Here is a 24,453-nt window from a genome sequence, read left to right as displayed (position 1 = left end):
CTGGCTCGCTGGCTGACTGACCGGGTCGGTGTGCCTGACCGGGTTGACCGCTGAGAGATGAGGAGCAAGGACGTGCCGAAGACGAGGAGCAGACCGCGGAGCGCATCGCGCCGCGGGCCGAACGCCGCGACACGTCCGTCGAGCCGGGGCGGTGCCGGCCGCCCCGGAACCCGGTCGCCGGTGCCCACGAGGCGCCGGCGGCCGGGGTGGTGGGCCGCGGCGGCAGCCGGTCTGGCGGTTGTCGCCGTGGCTCTCCTGGTGGTGCTGCTGGTGGTGCGCCCGTGGGAGGGCGAGGCGCCGTCGGCGGGCGAGTTCGACGTCGACCCCGCCCGCGTGGCGGAGCTGGAGGCCGCGGAGGCGGAGCGGGCGGTCGAGAACCTGTCGGCGGCCGCCGAGCTCGCGGTCTCCGCACAGGAGCGGTTGCTGCCCGTGATGGACGGGCTGTACGAGACGCTGCCGGCCGAGGAGGCGGAGGAGGGCGAGTCTGCGGCTGCCAAGCCGACGTCGGCCGAGCTGGACGAGTGGCGCGCCGTCGTCGACGAAGTGACCGCGGAGACGCAGGCGCTGCCGACCGGCTCGTCCGAGCACAACATCGTCCGCAACGGGCTGATGCTCTCGACCCGGTTGCTGGGGAACACGCTCGACGTCCTCGAGCTGGCGGCGGGTGCAGAGGACCAGGCGCGGCTGCACGACGTCGCAGGCGACCTGCGCTCGCGGGCTGTGGACGCCTGGGCGGTGGCCGCGGTCCAGCTCGACCTGCAGCACATCGAGGCGGACCGCGGCCACCTGCACGCGTTCCTGCCGCTGCACTCGGGCATGAGCGCCGAGGGAGAGGCGGAGATGTCGCACGGCGACCACTGAGTTGTTTGCGCGGGTGCTGGCCGGCGCGGGGCGCGGCGATCAGTCGAACAGCCGCCGGAACACGTTCGTGTCGGCCAGGTCCACGAGCTCGTCGCCGCGTCCCGACAGGATCGTGCGGATCGCGTACAGCGTGAAGCCCTTGACCTGCTGGGCGGTGATCGCGGGCGGGATCGACAGCTCCTGCTGGGCCGTGACGACGTCGACCAGCGCCGGGCCGTCGTGGTCGAACGCCGCGCGCAGCGCGCCCTCGAGATCGTCCGGCTGCTCTACCCGCTGACCGTGGATGCCCATGGCGTTGGCGACGTCGGCGAAGCTCGGGTTGTCGAGCTGCGTGCCGAAGTTCACGAAGCCCGCGGCCTTCATCTCCACCTCGACGAAGTTGAGGGAGGAGTTGTTGAACACCACGATCTTCACGGGCAGCTTGTTCTGCCGGATGGTCAGCAGCTCGCCGAGGAGCATCGCGAGGCCGCCGTCCCCCGACAGGGCGATCACCTGCCGCCCGGGGAACGCGGACTGCGCGCCGATGGCGTGCGGCACGGCGTTCGCCATCGTGCCGTGGCTGAACGAGCCGATCAGGCGGCGCCTGCCGTTCATCGTCAGGTACCGGGACGCCCAGACGACGGGGGAGCCGACGTCGGGGATGAACACCGCTTCGTCGCTCGCCAGCTCGCTCACCAGGCGCGCGACGTACTGCGGGTGGATCGGCTCGCGGTTGCGGTCGTTGTCGGCGAGGTCGTCGAGGTCCTTGCGGGTCCTCGCGTAGTGCTTGAGCGAGGAGTCGAGGTGCTTGCGGTTGGTGTGGTCGTCGAGCAGCGGCAGCAGCGCGTCGATCGTGTCGCCGACGTCGCCCACCAGCCCGAGGTCGATCGGCGTGCGCCGCCCGAGCTGTTCGCCCCGGAGGTCGACCTGCACGATCTTCGCCTTGGACGGGTAGAACTGCTGGTAGGGGAAGTCGGTGCCGAGCATGAGCAACGCGTCGCAGCTCTCCATGGCGCGGTAGCCGGAGGAGAAGCCGAGCAGGCCGGTCATGCCGACGTCGTACGGGTTGTCGTACTCCAGGAACTCCTTGCCGCGCAGCGCGTGCACCACCGGCGCCTTGAGCCGTTCGGCGATCGCGAGCACCTGCTCGTGGGCGCCCTCGGTGCCCGCGCCGCCCAGGATCGTCACCTTCTTGGCCGCGTTCAGGATCTCGGCGGCCTGCCGCAGCTCGGCGTCGCGCGGGCGGACGACGCTCTGCGTCGCCCGGATCGGCGCCGACTTCTTGCGGCCCGCGCTCTCGGCCAGGAAGATCTCGCCGGGGATGACGACGACGGCGACACCGCGCTTCTCGACAGCGGTACGCATGGCGATCTCGAGCACGCGCGGCAGCTGCTCGGGCATGCTCACGAGCTCGGTGTAGACGCTGCACTCCCGGAACAGGTCCTGCGGGTGCGTCTCCTGGAAGTAGTTGCTGCCGATCTCGGCTCCCGGGATCTGCGCCGCGATCGCGAGCACCGGAACCCGGCTGCGGTTGGCGTCGAAGAGCCCGTTGATCAGGTGCAGGTTGCCCGGCCCGCAGCTGCCCGCGCAGACGGCCAGCTCGCCGGTCAGCGCGGCCTCGGCGGCCGCCGCGAAGGCTGCCGCCTCCTCGTGCCGCACATGCTGCCAGGCGACGCCGTCGCTGGTCCGGATGGCGTCGGTGAAGCCGTTCAGCGAGTCGCCGGGCAGGCCGTAGACCCGTTCCACGCCGGCGTCCTTGATGATCTCGACGATCGTGTCAGCGACATTGGTCATGACGTGCGCCCCCTGGGTTCGCCTCGGTCTGTTGCGCTGTCCGTGCGACGTTACCGGCGATGATCCGCTTCTTCATGTCGGGCTCGGTCGCGCGGAAAAGTGTGCCAAGCGCGCGAGCGCCTCACCCAGCGGGGGTGCCCCTTCTTGAGCGCACATACCCAGCACTCGACGGCGTCGTCAGCGTGTTCTTCGTTCGGACGGTGGGTCCGGGGGAGCGGCGGCCGGGGCCGGGCCTGCCGGGATCGGCTCCTCGAACACCAGCAGCGTGTGCGTGTTCAGGATGCCCTTCATGCCTTGGATCTGGTCCAGGATCAGGTGCCGCAGGTCGGCGTTGTCCCGAGCGCGGACGAGCAGGACGAGGTCGAATTCCCCGCCGACCAGCCCGATGTGGTCGACGCCCCGCAGGGTGCGCAGCTCCTCGCGGACCGAGCGCCACTCCGCCTGCTCCAGGTTGACCGTGACATAGGCCGACGTGCCGAGCCCGGCGAGCACCGGGTCGATGTCCGCGCTGTACCCGCGGATGACCCCGCTGGACTCGAGCCGCTGCACCCGCGCGTAGGCGTTGGCCCGCGAGATGTGCAGCTTCTCGGCCAGTGACCTCATGGACATCCGGCCGTCGTGACGGAGCTCGTCGACGATGCGCTGATCGACGTCGTCGAGGCCTGGTGCCACTTGTCTCGCAGCCACGCCCTCAGCCCCTTCGCTGCTGGACATTTGGATCGCATTACCTGCCCATTGCTGGACGGTTTCTCGGGTCCTCGCCGTTGATGGATTCCGAATAGAACCTTGACGAGTATATCTCTATGACAAGTGACGTGGATCGCATGTTGCCGTCGAAGACGCCGGTCATGCTGCTCGGTCCGGACGGCCGTCCTTCGGCCGCCGGCTCCGCGCACCTGCCCGCGGACGACGAGCTGCTTCGCGGGTTCGCGGGCATGGTTACCGCCCGCCGATTCAACGACCAGGCCAGCGCGCTCGTCCGGCAGGGACGTCTCGCGGTCTACCCCTCCTCGCACGGCCAGGAGGCGTGCCAGGTCGCCGCCGCGCAGGTGCTCGATCGCGAGGACTGGCTCTTCCCGACCTACCGCGACACCGCCGCCGTCGTCGCGCGAGGGGGTGACCCGGTCGAGGTGCTCGGCCTCCTCAAGGGCGACTGGCACTCGGGGTACGACCCCTACGAGCTGCGGATCGGACCCCTGACGACGCCGCTCGCCACGCAGCTCCCGCACGCCGTCGGGGTCGCGCACGCAGCCCGGCTGCGCGGGGAGCGCACGGTCGTGCTGGCGATGTGCGGCGACGGCGCCACGAGCGAGGGCGACTTCCACGAGGCGCTGAACTTCGCCGCCGTCTTCCACGCGCCTGTCGTCTTCTTCGTCCAGAACAACCAGTACGCGATCTCGGTCCCGCTGGCCAGACAGTCGGTCGCCCCGTCGCTGGCGCACAAGGGTGTGGGCTACGGCATCCCCGGGGAGCAGGTGGACGGCAACGATCTCGCGGCCCTCCTCGACGTCCTGTCCGGGGCGGTCGCGCGGGCCCGCGCGGGCGAGGGTCCCCAGCTCGTCGAGGGGCGCACCTACCGGATCCAGGCCCACACCAATGCCGACGACGCCACCCGCTACCGCGCCGACGACGAGGTCACCGCATGGGCGGCCAAGGACCCGCTGGTGCGGCTCGAGGCCTACCTCCGCGCCGAGGGCATCCTCGACGACGCCCGCGCCGCAGCCTTCACCGAGGCCGCCGAGGAGGTCGCCCGGCGCACGCGGGACGGCATGAACCGGGACGTCGAGCCGGATCCCGACGACCTGTTCCGCTTCGTGTACTCGCGGCCGACGCCGCAGCTGGTGGAGCAGCTCGCCGTGGTGCACGACGAGCTGAGCCGAACTGAATCGGAGGCCCACCGATGACCACCACCGCCGTCGCACACGAGACGCTCAGCACCGCGCAGGCGATCAACCGGGCGCTGCACGACGCGATGACCGAGGACCCCACCGTGCTGGTGCTCGGTGAGGACGTCGGCCCGCTCGGCGGCGTCTTCCGGGTCACCGACGGCCTCACCGCGAAGTTCGGCGAGGACCGCTGCTTCGACACCCCGCTCGCCGAGGCCGGCATCGCCGGCTTCGCCGTCGGCCTGGCCATGAACGGCATGCGGCCGGTGATCGAGATGCAGTTCGACGCGTTCGCCTATCCCGCCTTCGAGCAGGTGGTGAGCCATATCGCCAAGATGCGGAACCGCACGAGGGGCCGAGTCGAGCTGCCCCTCGTCATCCGGGTCCCGTACGCGGGCGGCATCGGCGGGGTCGAGCACCACTGCGACTCGTCGGAGGCGTACTACGCGCACACGCCGGGCCTGCACGTCGTCGCGCCGTCGAACCCCTCGGACGCCTACTCGCTGCTGCGCGAGGCGATCGCCTCGCCGGACCCGGTGGTCTTCCTCGAACCGAAGAAGCTCTACTGGGCGAAGGGCGACGTCGCGCTGGGCGGCGACCGCGAGCCGGGCATCGGCACTGCGGTGGTCCGGCGTCAGGGCACCGACGCGACCCTCATCGCCTACGGGCCCGCCGTACCGGTCGCGATGGAGGCCGCCGAGGAGGCCGCGCGCGAGGGCCGTAGCCTGCAGGTCGTCGACCTGCGCTCGATAGTGCCGTTCGACGACGCCACGGTCTGCGCGGCTGTGGAGTCGACGGGACGCGCCGTCGTCGTCGCGGAGGCCGCGGGCTTCGCCAGCGTCGCCTCCGAGATCGCGGCCCGGGTGAGCGAGCGTTGCTTCCACTCGCTGTCGGCGCCGGTGCGGCGCGTGACCGGGTTCGACATCCCGTACCCGCCGCCCAAGCTCGAGCACCTCCAGCTGCCGTCGGTCGACCGGATCCTCGACGCCGTCGACGACCTGCAGTGGGAGGACGCATGACCACCACCGCGACGGAGCAGACCTTCCTGCTGCCCGACCTCGGCGAGGGGCTGACCGAGGCCTCGGTGGTGCAGTGGCTGGTCTCGGAGGGTGACGTCGTCACGGTGGACCAGCCCGTGGTGGAGGTCGAGACGGCCAAGTCCGTCGTCGAGGTGCCGAGCCCGTACGCGGGCCGGGTCGGCGTGCTGCACGCCGCCGAGGGGGAGCTCGTCGAGGTGGGCAGGCCGCTGATCACGATCGCTGTTGTTGTGGTGGCGGCTGTGCCTCCCGATGGCGACGGGCCGGCCGCCGAGACCTACCGCGAGGAGGAGCGGGCGGGCTCCGGGAACGTGCTCATCGGGTACGGGACCTCTGCGCATCCCGGTTCGGGCCGACGGCGTCGGCCACGTGCTGTCCGGTCGCCGACGCCTCTTGTCGCTGCGGCGCCGGTCGTCGTTGCTGCTTCGGACGGCGCTGCGACCTCGGGCGGAGGCCCAGTCAAGGTGATCTCACCGATCGTCCGGCGGCTCGCCCGCGAGGCAGGGCTGGATCTGCACACGATCGCGCCGACCGGGGCCGGCGGGGTCGTCACCCGGTCCGACGTGTGGACCGCCATCGAGCAGGCGCGGCAGGCGCCGTCGTTGACGCCGTCGCGGGCTGCGGCTGCGACGGAGGACTCGGCGCCGGGCTCGGCCGCCGTCGGGCCGAATGCTTCTGCGACCGCAGCCGGGCCGGGCGCTTCCTCCGCCGTCGTGCCGAGCATTCCCGCCCGCGGGGAGCGGCGCATCCCGCTCAGCGGCTTCCAGAAGACGGCCGCCAAGGTGCTGTCGCGGAGCCGCTCGGAGATTCCCGAGGCGACCGTGTGGGTCGACGTCGACGCGACCGCGCTCTGGAGCCTGCGCGAGGCCGCCCGGACTCCCGCTGACCCGGGACCGGGCCTGCTCGCCTACGTGGCGCGGTTCGTCGTCGCCGGACTCAAGGAGTACCCGGTGCTGAACTCCAGGCTCGACGTGGAGCGCGACGAGATCGTCATGCCCGGCGTCATCAACCTCGGCGTCGCCGTCCAGGGGCAGCACGGGCTGGTCGTCCCGGCAGTGCTCGACGCCGGCTCGATGACCACCACCGAGCTCGACGTGGCCCTCCGTGACCTCGTCGCGCGCGCCCGCACAGGCAAGGCGACCACCGAGGAGCTCACCGCGGGGACGTTCACGCTGAACAACTACGGCGGCTTCCGGGTCGACGGCAGCGCGGCGATCATCAACCACCCGCAGGTCGCGATGTTGGGTCTCGGCCGCATCATCGACCGCCCGTGGGTAGTTGACGGCGAGATCGTGCCGCGCAAGATCACGCAGATGTCCTTCGTCTTCGACCACCGTGTCTGCGACGGCGGGACGGCGGCGGGCTTCATGCGTTCCGTCGCCGACGCCGTCGAGAACCCTGCCGCGGCGATCGTCCGTCTCTGACGGCGAGTCTCTGACGGTGTGCCGTTGAGCTGTGGTGCTCAGCGGCGCCGTCAGCGCGGGTTGTGGGTCCCTCGGTGGCGCGTCGAGACGGCCCGCGGATGTCCGGGAGGCATCCGCCGGCTGCCCTGAAGAGTTATCCACAGATTTCAAATCTGCCATGCAGAGCGTACGAGTGTTCGAGATAATGGATGCATCGAGGGAGTGAGTACTAGAGGCGAGCGATATGGGCGGGGGTGGGCATGGTGGAGCGGACGACGAACGACGGACCCGCCGACGGTCTGCCTGCTGCGGCCTCGATCGAGGACGTGCTGGCCCTGCTCGAGGCCGCGACCGCGCAACTGACTGCTCTGACCGACCCCGAGACCCTGACCGGATGGGACGCCCCGAGCATCAGCCGCCTGGTCGAAGCACACACCCGGATCCGCCGGGTCACGGGCCGCCTGGACGGAGTGCGCTACACCTTGCTGCCCCGGATCGAGAACGAGGGGTCCTGGCGATCGGGCGGCATGGCTCGTACGTTCACGTCCTGGCTGAAGCTCCGCGAAGGCATCTCCTCCTCCACCGCGAGCAAGGACATGACCATCGCGCGCCGCCTCGCGACCGCACTACCAGTCACTAGGGAGCGCCTGGTCGCCGGGACTCTGGGTGCGGACCACGCCCGTGTGATGACGGAGGTCGCGCCCACCAGCGAGACCCGCACGGACGCACTGGCCTGGTTGATCGATACCCGCACCGGCCACGCCACGACACCGGAACAGTTCGTGCAGAGCGTGCCGGTCGACTTCCCCGACCCGGCCGATGACCCTGACGGGTCCCGTACCCGGGAGTTGGTGACGCAGGTCCTGGAGCGTGCGGTCGCCGAGGGAACCCTGGTCACGGGTGAGGGCGTGGTCCTGCGGGAGGCTGGATCGTTGAACGCGGACCAGTTCCGCAAGGTGGCGCGTCGGTTCGCGACCATCACCGACCCCGACACCGACGACCTCGACGACGACAAGGCTGCTCAGGGCGAGTTCTTCGACTTGTCCAAGACGTTCGGTGGGTATCACGTGGCCGGGTTCCTCACCGACGAGCACGGCCTCCAGCTCACCACCGCGATCAACGCGATGATGGGCGCACCCTCAGCGGAAGACACCCGGACCACGACGCAGCGTCGCGCACAAGGTCTCGCTGATGTCGCCCGGGTCGTGCTGGACACGAACCAGGCTTCTCCAGGGGCTGCCATCGCACCGCACCTGAACGTGACGGTGTCCTGGAGCGAGTTCGTCGCTCAGGTCACCCGGACCAGGGGCGGCCTGTGCCTGACCTGCGGACAGACCACGCCCACCCGCGGCGACCGACTCGGCGCGGGTGCCAGGGTCTCAGGCACGAGCACGAGCACCAGCACGAGCACTGGCACTGGAACAGGTGCGGATGTCGGTGCAGGGGCGGTGAACACCGGTCCAGCGGCCGAGGAGCTGGCTGGAAGGCCTGCCGGCGGTCCGGGTGGAGGTTCGGGTGACTGGATTACCGCGGGAGCAACAGTGTCCGGGTTCATGTCCTCGGGTGGGCCGGTGTTCACCGAGACCGGCGGTCGTGCCCCACGCGCGTTGGTGCGCCGCCTGGCGCGCCACAGCGCCATCACCCGGATCGTGTTCGGACCCGATGGGGCAGTCCTGGACGTCGGACGGGCGCAGCGGACGGTGTCGGGACAGATGCGACGCGCCGTCATCGCCCGCGACCAACACTGCGTCTACCCCGGATGCGACCAACCACCCTCACGATGCGAGGTCCACCACGCCATCACCCACTGGGCCGACGGCGGGAACACCTCCGTGACCAACAGTGCGTTGTTGTGCTGGTTCCATCACCAGCTCGTCGATGCCAAGGGCATCACCATGCACTGGACCGGAAAGCCCACCACCGACACCACGGCCGGAGCCCTGCTGGAGACCGGATGGGCCTTCACCGACGCCCGCGGCCACCGCATCCAGCTACCCGAACCAATCGAAGCCCCACCCCGATCTGGCACGGACGCGACCGCCGATCCGCCAGACGCCGGAGCCGCCTGACCGATCGGCCGGCCGACTGCCTGAGTGGTCGGCCTGACGGGTGGGATCTGGCCGCTCCGCCTAGCCTGCCAGCCGCCTGGCCGGGCAGCTCGTCTAGCGGGCAGACTCACCGGAACGGCAGGCGGTTGGTGACGAACTCAGGTCCGTCGGCAGTGCGACCCGAACCGCGTCAGCGCGGCTCGATCAGCTGGTTGGTGATGCGGGCCGTGCAGATTCGGCGGCCCTGCTCGTCTGTCACGACTATCTCGTGGGACGTGATCGTCCGGCCGAGGTGAACCGGCGACGCCGTGCCGGTGAGGATTCCGTCCGTCGCGCCTCGGTGATGCGTGATGTTCAGGTCTACGCCTGCACAAACCTTGCCCAGCGTGCTCGCGTGGATCAGCGCGCACCATGATCCCAGCGCCTCGGCGAACGCCGCCGTCGCGCCGCCGTGCAGACGACCCAGCGACTGGGTGTTGCCCGCCACCGGCATGGTGGCCACGACCCGCTGCGGCGACTGCTCCAGCACGCGGATTCCCAGCTTCTCGTCAAGCGCGCCGAGCGTGATCGTCCACGGCTTGGTCGCCTCGTCACTCACCGCCATGTCGCTCCCTGCCCCTTCGCTGATCACGTGGTCACCGGTCACACCGTCACCGTACGACGCCGTCCCGCGCCGGGCCCAGGCCCTCGAAGAGCACGCTGGAGATCGTGGCGGCGAGCGCGTCGGCGGGGAGCGGCCCGCCGGGCCGGTACCAGTCGGCGAGGGAGTTGACCATGCCGAAGATGAGCCGGCTGATGACCTCGGGGTCGACGTCGGCGCGCAGGTCGCCGTCCGCGGCGGACTGCCGCACGAGCACGGCGAGGCGTTCGTCGATGTGCCTGCGTCGTTCCATCGCCGACCGCTCCAGGTCGCTGTTGCCGCGGACGCGCAGCAGGAGCGTGACGGCGGGCAGGTTGTCGGCGAGGATGCGCACGGCAGCCTCGACGGTGGTCCGCAGGCGAACGGAGCTGGGCTCGCCGTCCGTCGCGACCGACGCCGCCTCGACCGCCTCGCTCAGCCCCTCCAGCGCCTCGTCGAGGGCCGCCGCGAGCAGGGCCTCCTTGCTGACGAAGTGGTGGTAGACCGCCGACTTGGTCACGCCCAGCTCAGCGGCCAGGTCGCTGATCGACGTCGCGTCGTACCCGCGCTGGTTGAAGAGCGCGATCGCCGTCCGGAGCACCGCCTCGCGGTCGTGACCCGGACGGCCGCGCGGACGGCGGACAGGCGCGTCTGTCGATGCAGAGTCTGTCGGTGCAGAGTCCGTCGACATCGCGTCCGTGGTCATGGCGTCATCGTCCCAGATGAGAGACCAGCCCTCCGGCTGACCATGGAAGTGACCCCAACACACTGCACACGACACGCCGAGGAAGGCATGCAGTGTGTTGGGCTCGCTTTCTGGTCGTCAGTGGTCGGTCCGGTGGGCGGTCTTGGCGACCAGGGTCAGCACGTCGTACGTCGCCACCAGCTCGCCGTCCTGGTTGGTGACCGTCGCGTCCCAGCGCACCTCGCCGTAGTCGGCGGAGCTGCGTGGCGTGATCTGCTTGACGGTCAGGCTGACCCGGATGGTGTCGTCCACCTTGACGGGGGTGAGGAACCGCAGGCTGTCGACGCCGAAGTTGGCCAGCACCGGGCCCGGGGCCGGGTCGACGAACAGGCCTGCGGCCAGGGACACCACGAGGTAGCCGTGCGCGACGAGGCCGCCGAAGAACGGGTTCGCCGCAGCGGCCTCCGGGTCCGTGTGCGCGTAGAACGCGTCGCCGGTGAACTCCGCGAAGTAGTTGATGTCGTCGAGCGTGACCGTCCGCGTCGCCGTCTCTATGGTGTCGCCGATACGCAGCTCGGCCAGCGACTTGCGGAACGGGTGCACGCCGTCGAGCACGCGTCGCGAGCCCGTGGTCCAGCGGCCGGTGACGGCGGTGAGCATGTCGGGGGAGCCCTGGATCGCCGTGCGCTGCATGTGGTGCAGGACGGCGCGGACCCCGCCCAGCTCCTCACCACCGCCGGCGCGGCCCGGGCCGCCGTGCACGAGCATCGGCAGCGGGCTGCCGTGGCCCGTCGACTCGGCAGCGTCGTCGCGGTCGAGGATCAGCAGCCGGCCATGCCAGGGCGCAAGTCCGCGGGCCACCTCGCGGGCGACCTGCGGGTCGTGGGTGACGAGCGACGCCACGAGGCTGCCCCGGCCCCGGGCCGCCAGGTCCACGGCCTCCTCGACAGTGCCGAAGGTGAGCACCGTGGCGACCGGTCCGAACGGCTCCACGTCGTGCGGCTCGGCGGCGCCGGGGCGCGCCCGGAGCAGGACGGGGGAGAGGAAGGCCCCGCGTTCGGCGTCTGCGCCCACGACGTCGACGTGCGCCGGGTCGCCGTACACGATGTCGGCAGTGGTGCGCAGCGCCTCGATGGCCTTGCGCACCTCGTCGCGCTGGCCGAGGCTCGCGAGCGCGCCCATCCGGACGCTCTCGTCGGCGGGGTCGCCCACGGTGATCCTGGCCAGGCGGGCGCTGATCGCCTCGACGACGGCGTCAGCGAGCGCCTCCGGGACGATGACGCGGCGGATCGCCGTGCACTTCTGGCCGGCCTTGACGGTCATCTCGGTGACGACGCCCTTGACGAACAGGTCGAACTCCGGGTCCTCCGCCGTCACGTCGGGGCCGAGGATCGAGCAGTTCAGCGAGTCGGCCTCGACTCCGAGGCGGACGCCGCGGTGCAGCACGGCCGGGTGCTCGCGCAGGATCGCGGCGGTGTGCGCCGAGCCGGTGAACGCGACGGCGTCCTGCTCGCCGAGCTCGTCCAGCAGCGTGCCCGCGCTGCCGCAGACGAGCTGCAGGCTGCCCTCGGGCAGGATTCCGGAGGCGATGATCTGCCTGACTACCGCCTCGGTGACGTACGCGGTCTGGCTGCCGGGCTTGACGATGCTGGGCAGGCCCGCGAGGAACGCGGGCGCGAGCTTCTCGAGCATGCCCCAGACGGGGAAGTTGAACGCGTTGATCTGCACGGCGACGCCGGGGCGCGAGGTGTACAGGTGCTGGCCCACGAAGGTGCCGCCCTTGCCGAGCGGTTCGAGCGCGCCGTCGAGCACCACCGTGTCGTTCGGGAGCTCACGCTTGCCCTTGCTCGCGTAGCTGAACATCGTGCCGATGCCGCCGTCGATGTCGACCATCGAGTCGCGCCGGGTGGCGCCCGTGCGGAGCGAGAGCGCGTAGAAGTCGTCCTTGAGCCCGCCGAGGTGCAGGGCCAGCTCCTTGAGCAGCGTCGCCCGCTCGTGGAACGTCAGCCGCCGGACGGCGGGGCCGCCGACGTCGCGGGCGTGGGCGACCAGCGCCGCGAAGTCGAGGCCGTGGCTCGAGACGCGGGTGACCTCCTGCCCGGTCACGGCGTCCAGCACCGGTTCGCCGTCGTCCGTCCCGCGGAACCAGCGGCCCGCGACGTAGCTCTCCAGCTGTGTGCTCACCGTCTCAGTGGTCACTGTGCGTATCCCCTCGGGTCGCCCGATCGGCTGTGATCGGCGTCGGTCTGCCCGGGCCGTTGTGCAACCCGGTGCGGCTGTGTCAATCTAGTACAGAACGATCGGTCAGTAAATAGTCGCAGCCATGCCCTGGAGGTGCCCATGCCGGTAGTCGCCGAGCCCGAGCTCGAGGCGCGCTTCGAGGCCGTGATCAACCGCAAGGACCGCATCGAGCCCCGCGACTGGATGCCCGACGCCTACCGCCGCACGCTCGTGCGGCAGGTCGCCCAGCACGCGCACTCCGAGATCATCGGCATGCAGCCGGAGGGCGGCTGGATCGGCCGCGCACCGTCGCTGCGGCGCAAGGCGATCCTGCTGGCCAAGGTGCAGGACGAGGCGGGGCACGGCCTCTACCTCTACTCGGCGGCCGAGACGCTCGGCGTCTCGCGCCAGGAGCTCACCGAGATGCTGATCAGCGGCCGGCAGAAGTACTCCTCGATCTTCAACTACCCGACGCTCTCCTACGCGGACATGGGCACCATCGGCTGGCTGGTCGACGGCGCCGCCATCTGCAACCAGGTGCCCCTGTGCCGCACCTCGTTCGGGCCCTACGGGCGGGCGATGATCCGCATCTGCAAGGAGGAGTCCTTCCACCAGCGGCAGGGCTACGAGCTGCTCACGACGATGATGCGCGGCACGGACGAGCAGCGCGCCATGGTCCAGGAGTCGGTGGACCGGTTCTGGTGGCCTTCGCTGATGATGTTCGGCCCGCCGGACGACGAGTCGCCCAACACCGCGCAGTCCATGGCATGGGGCGTCAAGACGCACACCAACGACGAGCTGCGCCAGCGCTTCGTCGACATGTCGGTGCCGCAGGCGAAGGCGCTCGGCGTGACCCTGCCCGACCCCGATCTGGTCTGGAACGAGGAGCGCGGGGCCCACGACTTCGGGCAGCCGGACTGGGCCGAGTTCTGGGAGGTCGTCAAGGGGAACGGCCCGTGCAACGCCCAGCGGGTGGCGCATCGCAAGAAGGCCTGGGACGACGGCGCCTGGGTCCGCGAGGCGGCGCTCGCGTTCGCGGCCAACGAGGGCAGCCCCCACGACGAGAAGGCGACGGCATGAGCAACCAGGTCCGCGGCGAGTGGCCGCTCTACGAGGTGTTCATCCGCGGCAAGCGCGGCCTCAACCACGTGCACGTCGGGTCGCTGCACGCGCCCGACGACCAGCTGGCCCTGCGCCACGCCCGCGACGTCTACACGCGCCGCAACGAGGGCGTGAGCATCTGGGTGGTCCGGTCGTCCGCGATCACGGCGTCCAGCCCGGACGAGAAGGACCCGCTCTTCGCGCCCAGCGGGGACAAGGTCTACCGGCACCCGACGTTCTACGAGATCCCCGCCGACGTCCCGCACATGTAGGTCCGCACTTCTAGCCTCGTATCCGCAGGGAGAGCACAGCATGCCTGACGTCCGGACGCACGAGCCCGACGACCACGACAGCGCCTACTCGGGCCTGCTCGTCAACGACGCCCACTGGGCGTTCGGGACCGACTTCGAGGACCCGCTCGCCGGCGTGGACACCACTGTGCCCGACGGCGTGGACCCGGCGACGCTGGCGACCTACTGCCTGATGCTCGGCGACGACGCCCTGGTGCTGTCCCAGCGGCTCGGCGAATGGTGCAGCAACGCGCCGGACCTCGAGGAGGACATCGCGCTCTCCAACATCGCGCTCGACCTGCTCGGCCAGGCACGGCTGCTGCTCGCCCGGGCGGCCGCCGCAGACGCTGCGCAGGTACCCGCCCTGCCCGACGGCTCGCCGGTCCCGGACGAGGACCGGCTGGCGTACTTCCGCGACGCCCAGCAGTTCCGCAACGTGCGGCTCGCGGAGGTGCCCAACGGCGACTTCGCGCAGACGGTCGTCCGGATCCTGCTGTTCTCCACGTGGCGCCTGGCGCTGCTCGACCGGCTGTCCCAGAGCCGCGACGCCGTGCTCGCCGCCGTGGCCGCCAAGGGTGTCAAGGAGCTGACCTACCACCGCGACTTCGCCGGGCGCTGGTTCCTGACCCTGGCCCGCGGCACCGAGGAGTCGCGACGGCGGCTGCTCGCCGGGCTCGACGAGCTCTGGCCGTACTGGTCCGAGCTCTTCGAGCCGCACGACGTCGAACGCGCGGCCGCGCTGTCCGGCGTCGGCGTCGACCCGGCGGGTGTCGCCGCCGACGTCGAGGCGGTCCTCGACCAGGTGTTCGCGGCGAGCGGCGTCGACCGGCCGGCGCTGCCGCCGCTCGCCGGAAGCCAGGGACAGACGGGGCACAAGGGCCGCGACGGCGACCACACCGAGGCGCTCGCCGAGCTGCTCGCCGAGCTGCAGGTGGTTGCCCGCGCGCACCCGAGGGGGCAGTGGTGACCGCCGCGCTTCGCCGGGGCACGGCCCTCGAACGGGCACGGGACGCCGCCTCCGCCGTCGTCGACCCGGAGCTGCCGATGCTCACGCTGGCCGACCTCGGGGTCCTGCGCGACGTCGCCGTCGGCGAGGACGGCGCCGTCGTCGCCGCGATCACGCCCACCTACTCCGGCTGCCCCGCCATGGCCGCGATGCGCGACGACCTCGTGCGCGAGCTGCGCGCCGCGGGCTTCGCCGACGCGCGCGTGCGGGTGGTCCTCGAACCCGCCTGGACCACCGACTGGATCACCCCCGCGGGACGGGCGGCGCTCGCGGCCGCCGGGATCTCGCCGCCCGGGCCCGCCCCACGCCGGTCCGGCCCGGTGCCGCTGCGGCTCACGCCCACGCGGCGCGCCGTCCGCTGCCCGCGGTGCGGGTCCGACGACGTCGTGGTCGGCTCGGAGTTCGGCTCCACCGCCTGCAAGGCGCTGTACCGCTGCCAGGCCTGCCTCGAGCCGTTCGAGCACGTGAAGGAGATTTGACGTGACCGCAACGTTCCACACGCTCACCGTGACCGACGTCGAGCAGCTCACCGACGACGCGGCCGCCGTCACCTTTGACCTGCCCGCCGAGCTGCGGGACGTGTTCGACTTCGCCGCGGGCCAGTCGCTCACGCTGCGGCGCACCGTCGCCGGCGTCGAGCAGCGCCGCAGCTACTCCATCTGCGCGCCCGCGGGGAGTGCGCCACGGATCGGCGTCCGCGAGGTTCCCGACGGCCTGTTCTCGACCTGGCTGGTGCGGGAGGTGCGGCCCGGCGACCAGGTGGAGGTGCTGCCGCCGAGCGGCAGCTTCCGGGCCGACCCGGCGCAGGGCGGGCGGCACCTGTGCATCGCTGCGGGTTCGGGCATCACGCCGATGCTCTCGATCATGGCCACCGTCCTCGGCAACCCCGACGCGCGGGTGACGCTGCTCTACGGCAACCGCACCACCAGCTCCGTGATGTTCGCGGAGGAGCTCGCGGACCTCAAGGACGCCCACCACGACCGGCTCGACCTGGTCCACGTCCTGTCCAGGGAGCCGCGCGACGTCGAGCTGTTCTCGGGCCGGCTCGACGGCGACCGGCTGCGCGACCTGCTCACCCTCGTCGTGCCCGTCGGTGACATGGACCACGTCTGGCTCTGCGGGCCGTTCGGCATGCTCACCGAGGCCCGCGCGGTGCTGGCGGAGCTCGGCGTGCCCGCCGAGCGGGTGCACTTCGAGCTCTTCTGGGTCGACGAGCCCCCGCCCGAGCTGCGGCATCCGGACCGGGTGGTGGACGGCGCGACGAGCGCGGTGACCGTGATCCTGGACGGCCGGTCGACGACCAGTGCGATGTCGCAGGAGAGACGGCTCCTCGACGCCGCGCAGGAGGTCCGGGCCGACCTGCCCTTCGCGTGCAAGGGCGGGGTCTGCGGCACCTGCCGTGCGAAGGTCTGCGCGGGCGAGGTCGACATGGTGCGCAACTACGCGCTCGAACCGGAGGAGGTCGCCGCCGGGTTCGTCCTGACCTGCCAGACGTACCCGGTCAGCGACGAGGTCACCGTGGACTTTGACGCATGAACGGACTTTGACGCATGAACGGACTTCGACGCACGACAGGCTTCGACGCATGACCGCGCCGCTGCTGGTCGAGGAGCACGACGACCGGGTGGTCCTGCGCCTGAACCGGCCGGAGGTCCGCAATGCGATCGACCGGGCGATGGTCGAGGCCCTGCACGCCGCGTGCGCCGCGCTGGAGGCCGCACCGCGGGTGGCGCTCCTGGTCGGCGCCGGCGGTACCTTCGCAGCGGGGGCGGATATCGCGCAGCTCCGCGAACGACGGCGGGACGACGCGCTCGCCGGCATCAACTCCGGCGTCTTCGAACGGGTCCGGAAGCTGCCGATGCCGGTGATCGCGCTCGTCGACGGGTACGCGCTCGGGGGCGGCGCGGAGCTCGCGTACGCGTGCGACTTCCGCATCGGCACCCCCGCGACGAAGATCGGCAATCCTGAGCCGGGCCTCGGGATCCTCGCCGCTGCCGGCGCCGCCTGGCGGCTCAAGGAGCTCGTGGGCGAACCCCTGCCAAGGAGGTGCTGCTGGCCGGCCGGGTGCTCGACGCCGAGGAGGCGCTCGCGGTGCGCCTGCTCAACGAGGTGGTCGACGCCGGCGACCTCGAACCCGCCGGGCACCGGCTCGCCGACCGCATCGCCGCCCAGGCGCCGCTCGCGGTGCGGCTCACCAAGTCCGTCCTGGACGCGCCGCGCGACGCGCACCCGCTGGTCGACGACATAGCGCAGGCGGTGCTGTTCGAGACCCAGGACAAGACGGACCGGATGACCGCGTTCCTCGAACGCCGGAAGGGGAAGTCGTGACGGCCGACGTCGTACCGGAGCCTGTGCCGAAGTCCGTCGGCGTGTACGGCGGCGGACGGATGGGCGGCGGGATCGCGCACGCCTTCGCGATCGCCGGAGCGGCCGTCACGGTGATCGAGAACGACGAGCCGTCGGCGCGGGCGGCACGCGAGCGGATCGAGGCGAGCCTCGCCAAGGCGGCGGCCAAGGGCGTACGTGCGACCGGCACCTTCGAGGTGATGACCGACGCCGCAGCCCTGGCCGGCTGCGCGCTCGTCGTCGAGGTGGTGCCCGAGCTCGTGGACCTCAAGCAGGACGTGCTGCGGCGGATCGCCGCCGTCGCGCCCGGCGCGATGATCGGCAGCAACACGAGCTCCCTGTCGATCGACGTCCTGGCGGAGGCGCTGCCCGACCCGTCCCGGCTGGTCGGCCTGCACTTCTTCAATCCCGTCCCGGTGAGCGCCCTGGTCGAGGTGGTGGTCGGACGGCGGACCGCGCCCGGCCTGGTCGAGTCGGCCCGGGGCTGGGTCGCCGGCCTGGACAAGACGGCGATCACGGTCAGGGACTCGCCGGGCTTCGCCAGCAGCAGGCTCGGAGTCGCGATCGCGCTGGAGGCGATGCGCATGCTGGAGGAGGGCGTGGCCGACGCCGCCGACATCGACACGGCGATGACGCTCGGCTATCGGCATCCGGTGGGTCCGTTGCGCACCACCGATATCGTCGGGCTCGACGTGCGGCTGAACATCGCCGAGCACCTCGAACGTGAGCTGGGGCCGCGGTTCGCGCCGCCGCGGGTGCTCCGGGACAAGGTCGCGGCCGGCGAGCTGGGACGCAAGACCGGCAAGGGTTTCTACACGTGGTGAGGCAACAGGAGTGAACAGAGGTGACGCAACGTTCGCGCAGGTTCGGACCGCAGACTCTGAAGGAGTTCTTATGACCGACACCCCCGTCGTCGTCGACCGCAGGGACGCGGTAGCGACGATCACGCTGGACGACCCCGAGCACCGCAACGCGCTGACCTCCGCGGCCAAGGTGATGCTGCGCGACGCCGTCGCGGACATCGCCGCCGACGAGCAGGTGCGCGCGGTGGTGCTCACGGGGTCGGCCAGGGCGTTCTGCCTGGGGCAGGACCTCGGCGAGCACGCGAAGGCCCTGGAGGGCGGCGCGGAGTCGGCGTTCGCGACCGTCCGCGAGCACTACACGCCCATCGTCCGGAACCTGCTGACCATGCCCAAACCCGTGATCGCCGCGGTGGGCGGCACCTGCGTCGGGGCCGGGCTCGGCCTCGCGCTGGCCTGCGACCACCGGGTCTTCGCGGACGGCGTGAAGCTGGCGACCGCCTTCGCCGGGATCGGGCTGACCTTCGACACGGGCCTGTCGGTGACGCTGCCGCGCGCGGTGGGGGACGCCCGGGCGAAGGAGCTGATGCTGTTCGGGCGCACGTTCACCGCCGAGGAGGCCATCGCCTGGGGTATCTCCGGCGAGACGGTCATCGCCGAGGACGTGCTGCCCCGGGCGGTCGACCTCGCCAGGCAGCTCGCCGCCGGGCCGACCGCCGCGTTCGCGCAGAGCAAGCGCCTGATCGGGCACGCGCCGGGCCTCAGCCTCGACGAGGCGCTCGAGGCCGAGGCACTCGGCCAGATCGCCTGCGGTGCGACGAGCGACCACGCGGGCGCCGTCGCCTCGTTCCTGAACCGGGAGACGCCGGTCTTCACGGGCCGGTGAGCAGGCGGTCCGCCAGGCCGTGCGTCTGCGGCCTGACGGACGGCGCCGAACCGCCCGTCAGGCTCCCGTCACGCGACTGCGAGGCGATCGGCGATGAGGCGGTTCAGCGACACATGCTGTTCGGCGGCCTCGATGGCGAGGCGGCGGTGGGCCTCGGGCGGGATGCGGACCATGAACTTGCCGGAATACTCGCGGTCCGCCAGCGGCGCGGGTACGGGTTCGCCTGAGGTGCGCAGGTCCTCGACGACGTCAGTGACGACCTGCATGAGTCCCAGGAGTGCGCCCGCGGGGCTGCTGTCGAGCCACGACAGGGATGCGAACTCGGCGACGGTGGCGACGTACTCGCCGTCTGCTGCCGAGAAATGGACACGATAGGTGTAGTGGTCAGCGGTCACAGCTTCTTCTCCTTGCCTTGCTCTGTGTTTGTGGCCGTTTCGGTGGTGTCCTGCTCCTCTTCAAGCTTGGCGATTGCGGCGAGGACCTGCCGCACTTGGTAAGCCTTCGCCTTGCCGTGGTCGTTCTGAATGTTGACGCGGGGGTCTCCCTGCCAGGGCGTCCTGAAGACGGCATGCGAGGATCCGCTCTGCCGTGCCTCGCCGAAGTAGTGCTCACAGACCTTGAACAGGTCCGCATACCGGACTCCTGCCGGGCCGGCGCGCATCGCTTCGACGATCTTGTCTAGTTTCCCCATGTCGCCACGGTATCAATAGTGATACTGCTGGGTCAGGTGATAGGCATCCGCAGCGCGTCGTTCAGTTCGAGACAGCTGTCCGCCGTCGGGCCGCGGGTAGCTTGCTGATCAGACCGTGGCGCGGGCTGAACAGGTAGACGAGCAGGAACGCCGCTCCCTGGACAAGGACGACGAGCCCGCCCGAGGCGGCGTCGAGCCAGTAGCTGAGGTAGATGCCCACCACCGAGCAGGCCGCCGACAGGACGGGGGCGATCACGAGCATGCGCCCGAACCGGTCGGTGAGCAGGTGGGCGGTGGCGCCGGGGATGATCAGCATCGCCACGACCAGGATCACACCGACCACCTGGAGAGCGACGACGGCGGTCAGCGCGAGCAGCCCGAGCAGCAGCGCCCCGAGGAACCGGGGCGAGAGCCCTATCGCGTGGGCGTGCATGGGGTCGAACGCGTACAGCGTCAGGTCGCGGCGCTTGAGGACCAGGATCACGAAGGCGATCGTGGCGAGGATCGCGATCTGGACGAGGTCGGGGTTGGAGACGCCGAGGATGTTGCCGAAGATGATGTGGTTCAGGTCCGTGTTGCTCGGCGTGACGGAGATCAGGACGAGGCCGAGCGCGAAGAGGGTCGTGAACACGATCCCTATCGCGGCGTCCTCCTTGATCCGGCTCGTGCCGCGGATCGCGCCGATGAGGGCGACGGCGAGGAAGCCGAACACGAGGGCCCCGAGCGCGAACGGCGCACCGAGCACGTAGGCGATCACCACCCCGGGCAGGACGGCGTGCGAGACGGCGTCGCCCATCAGCGACCAGCCGACCAGGACGAGCCAGCACGAGAGCAGCGCGCAGACGATCGCGGCGATGACCGTCGTCACGAGGGCGCGGACCATGAAGTCGAACTGCAGCGGCTCCAGCAGGAGGTCGAGGAGGCTCATGCGGATCCCTCCCTGTCGAAGTCTCGCTCGAGATCCCTGTCGAGATCCCTGTCCAGCACGTCCAGCCCGAACGCGCGGGCGAGGTTGTCCGGCCGCAGCGCCTCCGCGACCCCGCCGTGGAACAGGACCCGGTGCAGCAGGAGCACCGCCTCGTCCGCGAGCCGGGGGAGGGCGTGCAGGTCGTGGGTGGAGACCAGGACGGTCCGGCCGTCGTCGGCGAGCTCTCTGAGCAGCCGCACGATGGTGGCCTCCGAGCGTTTGTCGACGCCGGCGAAGGGTTCGTCCAGCAGGAGGATCCGGGCGTCCTGCGCGATGCCGCGGGCGACGAATGCACGCTTCCGCTGCCCGCCCGACAGCTGCCCGATCTGCCGGTCGGCGTAGCCGGTGAGCTCCACCCGGTCGAGGGCCTCGGCGACGGCGGCGTGGTCGGCGTGCCGGGCTCGCCGGGTCAGGCCCTGGCGGCCGTAGCGGCCCATCATGACCACGTCCCGGACGGAGACGGGGAAGGCCCAGTCGACGTCCTCGCTCTGCGGCACGTACCCGACCAGGCCCTGCTTGCGGGCCGCGACCGGGGCGGCGCCGTCGATCAGGACGGTCCCGGTGTCGGGGCGGACCGTCCCCATGATCGCCTTGAACAGCGTCGACTTGCCCGACCCGTTCATCCCGACGAGCCCGGTCACCCGGCCGGGGGCGACCCTGAGGGACACGCCGTCCAGGGCGACCACCTCGCCGTAGCGGACGACGACGTCGGACACCTCGATGGCGGGAGTCTGGTTCGCTCGATCCTCGTTGGCGGGGCTCACGAGCCGCTCCCGGTGAGTGCGTCGACGATCGTCGTGGCGTCGTACCGGATGAGGTCGAGGTAGGTCGGCACCGGCCCGTCGGCCGCGGAGAGCGAGTCGACGTAGAGCGTGCCGCCGAATGCCGCGCCGGTCGCCTCGACGACCTGCTGCATGGGCTTGTCGGAGACCGTCGACTCGCAGAACACGGCGGGGACGTCGTTGGTCTCGACGAACTCGATGGCCGAGGTGATCTGCTGCGGGGTGGCCTGCTGCTCGGCGTTCACGGGCCAGATGTACTGCTCGGTCAGGCCGGCGTCGCGGGCGAGGTAGGAGAACGCGCCCTCGCAGGTCACCAGCGCCCGCTGGTTCTCGGGCAGCGCCGACAGCCCGGTGACGAGCTCGTCCTGGACCTTCTGCAGCTTCGCCTGGTACTCGGCGCCGTTGGCCTCGAAGTCGGCGGCGTGCTCCGGGTCGAGCTCGGCGAACGCGTCGACCATGTTGTCGACGTAGAGCTGGACGTTCACCGGGCTCATCCATGCGTGCGGGTTCGGCTTGCCCGCGTAGGCGTCCTCCGTGATGTCCAGCGGTTCGACGCCGTCGGACACGACGACGTGCGGAACGTCCACCGACTCGACGAACTGCCCGAACCACGACTCGAGGTTGAGCCCGTTGTCCAGGATCAGGTCGGCCTCGGACGCCTTGGCGATATCGCGCGGCGTCGGCTCGTACCCGTGGATCTCCGCGCCGACCTTGGTGATCGACTCGACCCGTAGATGGTCGCCGGCCACGTTCTGCGCGACGTCCGCGAGCACGGTGAACGTGGTCAGCACCACGGGCCGGTCGTCGGACCCCGAACCCTGCGCCGAGGCCGCGCATCCTGACATGGCCCCCGCGACCATGACCAGGGGGAGTGCGAGGCGGACGGCGGCGACGGCGCGGCGAGTGCTGGGCATGCCACGACCCTAAAAGTTCGGACACCCGAACACAAGTACTTGCTGACCCAAACTCCGCGTCATGGTGACGTAGCCAGACAAGCAAAGGCTCAAACGCTTGATAGCTATCTAACGTCTGATTTATCGTCGCCGTATGACTCGCGCACTTGCCCTGATCACGGGCGCCTCCTCCGGCATCGGTCTGGCCTACGCCCGGACGCTGGCCGCCGAGCACGACTTCGTCCTGGTGGCGCGGCGCGAGGACCGGCTCGTCGCCCTGGCGGAAGAACTGGCGACCGTCGGCGCCGCGACCGAGCTGCTCCCCGTCGACCTCAGCACCCGGTCCGGCGTCGCGGCAGTGGTCGAGCGGCTCTCGGCCGGTGACGTCCGGCTGCTGATCAGCAACGCAGGGGCCGCCGGCGAAGGTCGGGTCGCCGAGACCGACCAGGCCGCCATCGACCCGTTCATGACCCTGAACGCACTGGCGACCATCGAGCTGGCACGCGCAGCGCTCCCCGGGATGCTGGCCGCCGACGACGGCACGATCATCACCGTCTCCTCGCTGCTGGCCTTCAGTGCGGGGGTCTCCGAGGAGCACATCCCTGCCCGCACCCTGTACGCGACCGCAAAGGCCGCGATCGTTGCCTTCACCCGAGGGCTGGCCATAGAGGTCGCCGACACCGGCGTGCGCGCCCAGCTCGTGGTCCCTGGCAGCACTGCTACCGAGTTCGGCGGCGGACGCCGCACCCCGAGGCCTACCGCAATGTCGGCCGACGGCGTGGTCCAGGCCAGCCTCACAGGACTGCGCCTCGGCGAGTCGATCTGTATCCCCGGACTCGAGGACCAGGCCGCCGCGCTGGACGCCCTGGCCTCGGCCGAGGCCACGTTGATGTTCGGCGGCAACAAACCGACACCCGCCGTCCGCTACCTGGTGACTGCCGAGAGCTGACCGGGCTTCGGGGAACGTCACGCCCGTGCCGGCGACCCGGTACCGGGACTGAGCACCACACTGAAGGAGGACTGACTCATGCACACCAGGACCCTCGGACAAGGACTCGAGGTCTCGGCCGTCGGGCTGGGCGCGATGGGCATGTCCCAGAGCTACGGGCCCAACCCCGGCGACCGTGACGAGATGATCGCCGTCCTGCGCTCCGCCGTCGACCACGGTGTCACGTTCTACGACACGGCGGAGGTCTACGGCCCGTACGAGAACGAGGAGCTCGTCGGCGAGGCCCTTGCCCCGATCCGGGACCAGGTCACCATCGCGACCAAGTTCGGCTGGGACATCCAGGACGGTCAGAGCGTCGGGCTGAACAGCCGGCCCGAGCAGATCCGTCGCGTCGCCGACGCGTCCCTCCGACGACTGCGTACCGACCGGATCGACCTGTTCTACCAGCATCGGGTCGACCCGGACGTCCCGATCGAGGACGTCGCAGGCACGGTCGGTGAGCTCATCGCCGCTGGCAAGGTCAGGCACTTCGGGCTGTCCGAGCCGTCCGCCGACACGGTCCGCGCTGCGCACGCAGTCCACCCGATCACCGCGGTGCAGAGCGAGTACTCCCTGTGGACGCGCGACCCCGAAGCCGAGGTGCTGCCCGCCCTGGCCGAGCTCGGCATCGGGTTCGTACCCTTCAGCCCGCTCGGCAAGGGGTTCCTCACCGGCACCGTCAACACCAGCAGCACCTTCACCGAGGGCGACATCCGTCATCGCGTTCCGCGCTTCGAGGCCGACAACCTGGCCGCCAACCAGGCCCTCGTCGACCACGTCAAGAATCTGGCCGACACGAAGGGCGTCACACCCGGGCAGGTCGCGCTGGCCTGGCTGCTCGCCCAGCAGGCGTGGATCGTGCCCATTCCCGGCACCCGGCGCACCAGCCGCATCCAAGAGAACTCCGCCGCGACCACAGTCGCTCTGTCCGCGGACGAGCGTGCCGACCTCGACACCCTCGCCCAGCGCGTCGGCGTGCACGGCGACCGCTACAACCCCACCCACATGGGCTACGTCAACCGCTGAGGCACCAGAAGATCATTCTGACGCACCTGAACCTTGCCGACCGAGCAGGCCAGGGGGTAGAGGGCAAGGGAGTGGACGGCAAGGGCCGTGGCGAAGGGGGGAGGAATCTCTGTCCTGTTCCAGTCGCGGGCGCCATGGCAGATTC

Annotated in this window: 24 protein-coding genes and 1 pseudogene; 15 read left to right on the top strand and 10 right to left on the bottom strand. The window is 70.8% G+C overall.

Annotation, left to right across the window (positions count from 1 at the left end; genetic code table 11):
• The first annotated feature begins 246 nt into the window (after positions 1–246).
• A complete protein-coding gene (locus tag AB0F70_RS00585) occupies positions 247–861 on the top strand; it encodes a hypothetical protein (protein WP_357442409.1) in 615 nt (204 codons plus the stop codon).
• Positions 862–900: 39 nt separating this feature from the next.
• On the opposite strand, the gene poxB is transcribed toward AB0F70_RS00585, so the two are convergent.
• Positions 901–2,634 carry a ubiquinone-dependent pyruvate dehydrogenase gene (poxB, locus tag AB0F70_RS00580; protein WP_357442407.1) on the bottom strand — a complete coding sequence of 578 codons (1,734 nt, stop codon included), beginning with the start codon at positions 2,632–2,634 and terminating at the stop codon, positions 901–903.
• A gap of 177 nt (positions 2,635–2,811) precedes the next feature.
• The gene (locus tag AB0F70_RS00575; RefSeq protein WP_357442405.1) at positions 2,812–3,321 is read right to left on the bottom strand and encodes an Lrp/AsnC family transcriptional regulator; all 510 of its coding nucleotides are present in this window, start codon (positions 3,319–3,321) and stop codon (positions 2,812–2,814) included.
• A gap of 137 nt (positions 3,322–3,458) precedes the next feature.
• Between AB0F70_RS00575 and AB0F70_RS00570 the strand changes: the two genes are divergently transcribed.
• The 4 genes from AB0F70_RS00570 to AB0F70_RS00555 all read left to right on the top strand — a co-directional run bounded on the left by AB0F70_RS00570 (position 3,459) and on the right by AB0F70_RS00555 (position 9,029).
• A complete protein-coding gene (locus AB0F70_RS00570; protein ID WP_357443543.1) occupies positions 3,459–4,538 on the top strand; it encodes a thiamine pyrophosphate-dependent dehydrogenase E1 component subunit alpha in 1,080 nt (359 codons plus the stop codon).
• A complete protein-coding gene (locus AB0F70_RS00565; RefSeq protein WP_357442403.1) occupies positions 4,535–5,539 on the top strand; it encodes an alpha-ketoacid dehydrogenase subunit beta in 1,005 nt (334 codons plus the stop codon). The genes AB0F70_RS00570 and AB0F70_RS00565 overlap by 4 nt, the downstream gene beginning before the upstream one ends.
• A complete protein-coding gene (locus AB0F70_RS00560) occupies positions 5,536–6,981 on the top strand; it encodes a dihydrolipoamide acetyltransferase family protein (protein WP_357442401.1) in 1,446 nt (481 codons plus the stop codon). The genes AB0F70_RS00565 and AB0F70_RS00560 overlap by 4 nt, the downstream gene beginning before the upstream one ends.
• A gap of 239 nt (positions 6,982–7,220) precedes the next feature.
• Positions 7,221–9,029 carry a DUF222 domain-containing protein gene (locus AB0F70_RS00555; protein ID WP_357442399.1) on the top strand — a complete coding sequence of 603 codons (1,809 nt, stop codon included), beginning with the start codon at positions 7,221–7,223 and terminating at the stop codon, positions 9,027–9,029.
• Between the two features lie 169 nt (positions 9,030–9,198).
• Here AB0F70_RS00555 and AB0F70_RS00550 read toward each other — a convergent pair whose 3' ends face one another.
• The 3 genes from AB0F70_RS00550 to paaZ all read right to left on the bottom strand — a co-directional run bounded on the left by AB0F70_RS00550 (position 9,199) and on the right by paaZ (position 12,484).
• The gene (locus AB0F70_RS00550; RefSeq protein ID WP_357443541.1) at positions 9,199–9,612 is read right to left on the bottom strand and encodes a hotdog fold thioesterase; all 414 of its coding nucleotides are present in this window, start codon (positions 9,610–9,612) and stop codon (positions 9,199–9,201) included.
• Between the two features lie 46 nt (positions 9,613–9,658).
• Complete coding sequence (locus tag AB0F70_RS00545) at positions 9,659–10,333, bottom strand: TetR/AcrR family transcriptional regulator (protein WP_357442397.1); 675 nt, start codon at positions 10,331–10,333, stop codon at positions 9,659–9,661.
• 117 nt (positions 10,334–10,450) lie between these two features.
• Complete coding sequence (gene paaZ, locus AB0F70_RS00540) at positions 10,451–12,484, bottom strand: phenylacetic acid degradation bifunctional protein PaaZ (protein ID WP_357443539.1); 2,034 nt, start codon at positions 12,482–12,484, stop codon at positions 10,451–10,453.
• Positions 12,485–12,652: 168 nt separating this feature from the next.
• On the opposite strand from paaZ, the gene paaA reads away from it, so the two are divergent.
• The 8 genes and pseudogenes from paaA to AB0F70_RS00500 all read left to right on the top strand — a co-directional run bounded on the left by paaA (position 12,653) and on the right by AB0F70_RS00500 (position 18,961).
• Positions 12,653–13,612: a 1,2-phenylacetyl-CoA epoxidase subunit PaaA gene (gene paaA, locus AB0F70_RS00535; RefSeq protein WP_357442395.1), complete on the top strand. Its 960-nt coding sequence runs from the start codon at positions 12,653–12,655 to the stop codon at positions 13,610–13,612.
• Entirely contained in the window at positions 13,609–13,905 is a 297-nt protein-coding gene (gene paaB / locus AB0F70_RS00530) for a 1,2-phenylacetyl-CoA epoxidase subunit PaaB (protein ID WP_357442393.1), read from the top strand. The genes paaA and paaB overlap by 4 nt, the downstream gene beginning before the upstream one ends.
• A gap of 40 nt (positions 13,906–13,945) precedes the next feature.
• Positions 13,946–14,890: a 1,2-phenylacetyl-CoA epoxidase subunit PaaC gene (gene paaC, locus AB0F70_RS00525; RefSeq protein ID WP_357442391.1), complete on the top strand. Its 945-nt coding sequence runs from the start codon at positions 13,946–13,948 to the stop codon at positions 14,888–14,890.
• A complete protein-coding gene (gene paaD, locus AB0F70_RS00520; RefSeq protein WP_357442389.1) occupies positions 14,887–15,408 on the top strand; it encodes a 1,2-phenylacetyl-CoA epoxidase subunit PaaD in 522 nt (173 codons plus the stop codon). Before paaC ends, paaD begins: the two co-directional genes overlap by 4 nt.
• Before the next feature lies 1 nt (position 15,409).
• Complete coding sequence (gene paaE / locus AB0F70_RS00515) at positions 15,410–16,465, top strand: 1,2-phenylacetyl-CoA epoxidase subunit PaaE (protein ID WP_357442387.1); 1,056 nt, start codon at positions 15,410–15,412, stop codon at positions 16,463–16,465.
• Between the two features lie 49 nt (positions 16,466–16,514).
• Positions 16,515–17,257, top strand: a pseudogene (locus AB0F70_RS00510) (enoyl-CoA hydratase/isomerase family protein).
• Complete coding sequence (locus tag AB0F70_RS00505) at positions 17,254–18,099, top strand: 3-hydroxyacyl-CoA dehydrogenase family protein (RefSeq protein WP_357442385.1); 846 nt, start codon at positions 17,254–17,256, stop codon at positions 18,097–18,099. Before AB0F70_RS00510 ends, AB0F70_RS00505 begins: the two are co-directional and overlap by 4 nt.
• Positions 18,100–18,169: 70 nt before the next feature.
• Entirely contained in the window at positions 18,170–18,961 is a 792-nt protein-coding gene (locus AB0F70_RS00500) for an enoyl-CoA hydratase-related protein (RefSeq protein WP_357442383.1), read from the top strand.
• A 68-nt stretch (positions 18,962–19,029) separates the two neighbouring features.
• Here the strand turns inward: AB0F70_RS00500 and AB0F70_RS00495 are convergent, their stop codons facing one another.
• The 5 genes from AB0F70_RS00495 to AB0F70_RS00475 all read right to left on the bottom strand — a co-directional run bounded on the left by AB0F70_RS00495 (position 19,030) and on the right by AB0F70_RS00475 (position 22,261).
• The gene (locus AB0F70_RS00495) at positions 19,030–19,356 is read right to left on the bottom strand and encodes a type II toxin-antitoxin system HicB family antitoxin (RefSeq protein ID WP_357442381.1); all 327 of its coding nucleotides are present in this window, start codon (positions 19,354–19,356) and stop codon (positions 19,030–19,032) included.
• Complete coding sequence (locus AB0F70_RS00490; protein ID WP_357442379.1) at positions 19,353–19,652, bottom strand: toxin HicA; 300 nt, start codon at positions 19,650–19,652, stop codon at positions 19,353–19,355. Before AB0F70_RS00490 ends, AB0F70_RS00495 begins: the two co-directional genes overlap by 4 nt.
• Positions 19,653–19,713: 61 nt before the next feature.
• Positions 19,714–20,580, bottom strand: coding sequence for a metal ABC transporter permease (locus AB0F70_RS00485; RefSeq protein ID WP_357442377.1), 867 nt, complete (start codon positions 20,578–20,580; stop codon positions 19,714–19,716).
• A complete protein-coding gene (locus AB0F70_RS00480; protein WP_357442375.1) occupies positions 20,577–21,383 on the bottom strand; it encodes a metal ABC transporter ATP-binding protein in 807 nt (268 codons plus the stop codon). The genes AB0F70_RS00485 and AB0F70_RS00480 overlap by 4 nt, the downstream gene beginning before the upstream one ends.
• Positions 21,380–22,261 carry a metal ABC transporter substrate-binding protein gene (locus tag AB0F70_RS00475; RefSeq protein WP_357443537.1) on the bottom strand — a complete coding sequence of 294 codons (882 nt, stop codon included), beginning with the start codon at positions 22,259–22,261 and terminating at the stop codon, positions 21,380–21,382. Before AB0F70_RS00475 ends, AB0F70_RS00480 begins: the two co-directional genes overlap by 4 nt.
• 187 nt (positions 22,262–22,448) lie before the next feature.
• On the opposite strand from AB0F70_RS00475, the gene AB0F70_RS00470 reads away from it, so the two are divergent.
• Positions 22,449–23,243, top strand: coding sequence for an SDR family NAD(P)-dependent oxidoreductase (locus AB0F70_RS00470; RefSeq protein ID WP_357442373.1), 795 nt, complete (start codon positions 22,449–22,451; stop codon positions 23,241–23,243).
• Between the two features lie 78 nt (positions 23,244–23,321).
• Complete coding sequence (locus AB0F70_RS00465) at positions 23,322–24,308, top strand: aldo/keto reductase (protein ID WP_357442371.1); 987 nt, start codon at positions 23,322–23,324, stop codon at positions 24,306–24,308.
• The last annotated feature ends 145 nt before the right edge of the window (positions 24,309–24,453 follow it).

It is taken from the genome of Promicromonospora sp. NPDC023805 (assembly GCF_040639635.1).
Classification (GTDB): Bacteria; Actinomycetota; Actinomycetes; order Actinomycetales; family Cellulomonadaceae; genus Promicromonospora.
Note: the sequence above shows the minus strand (reverse complement) of the source record. Positions and strands in the feature narration are given on the sequence as shown.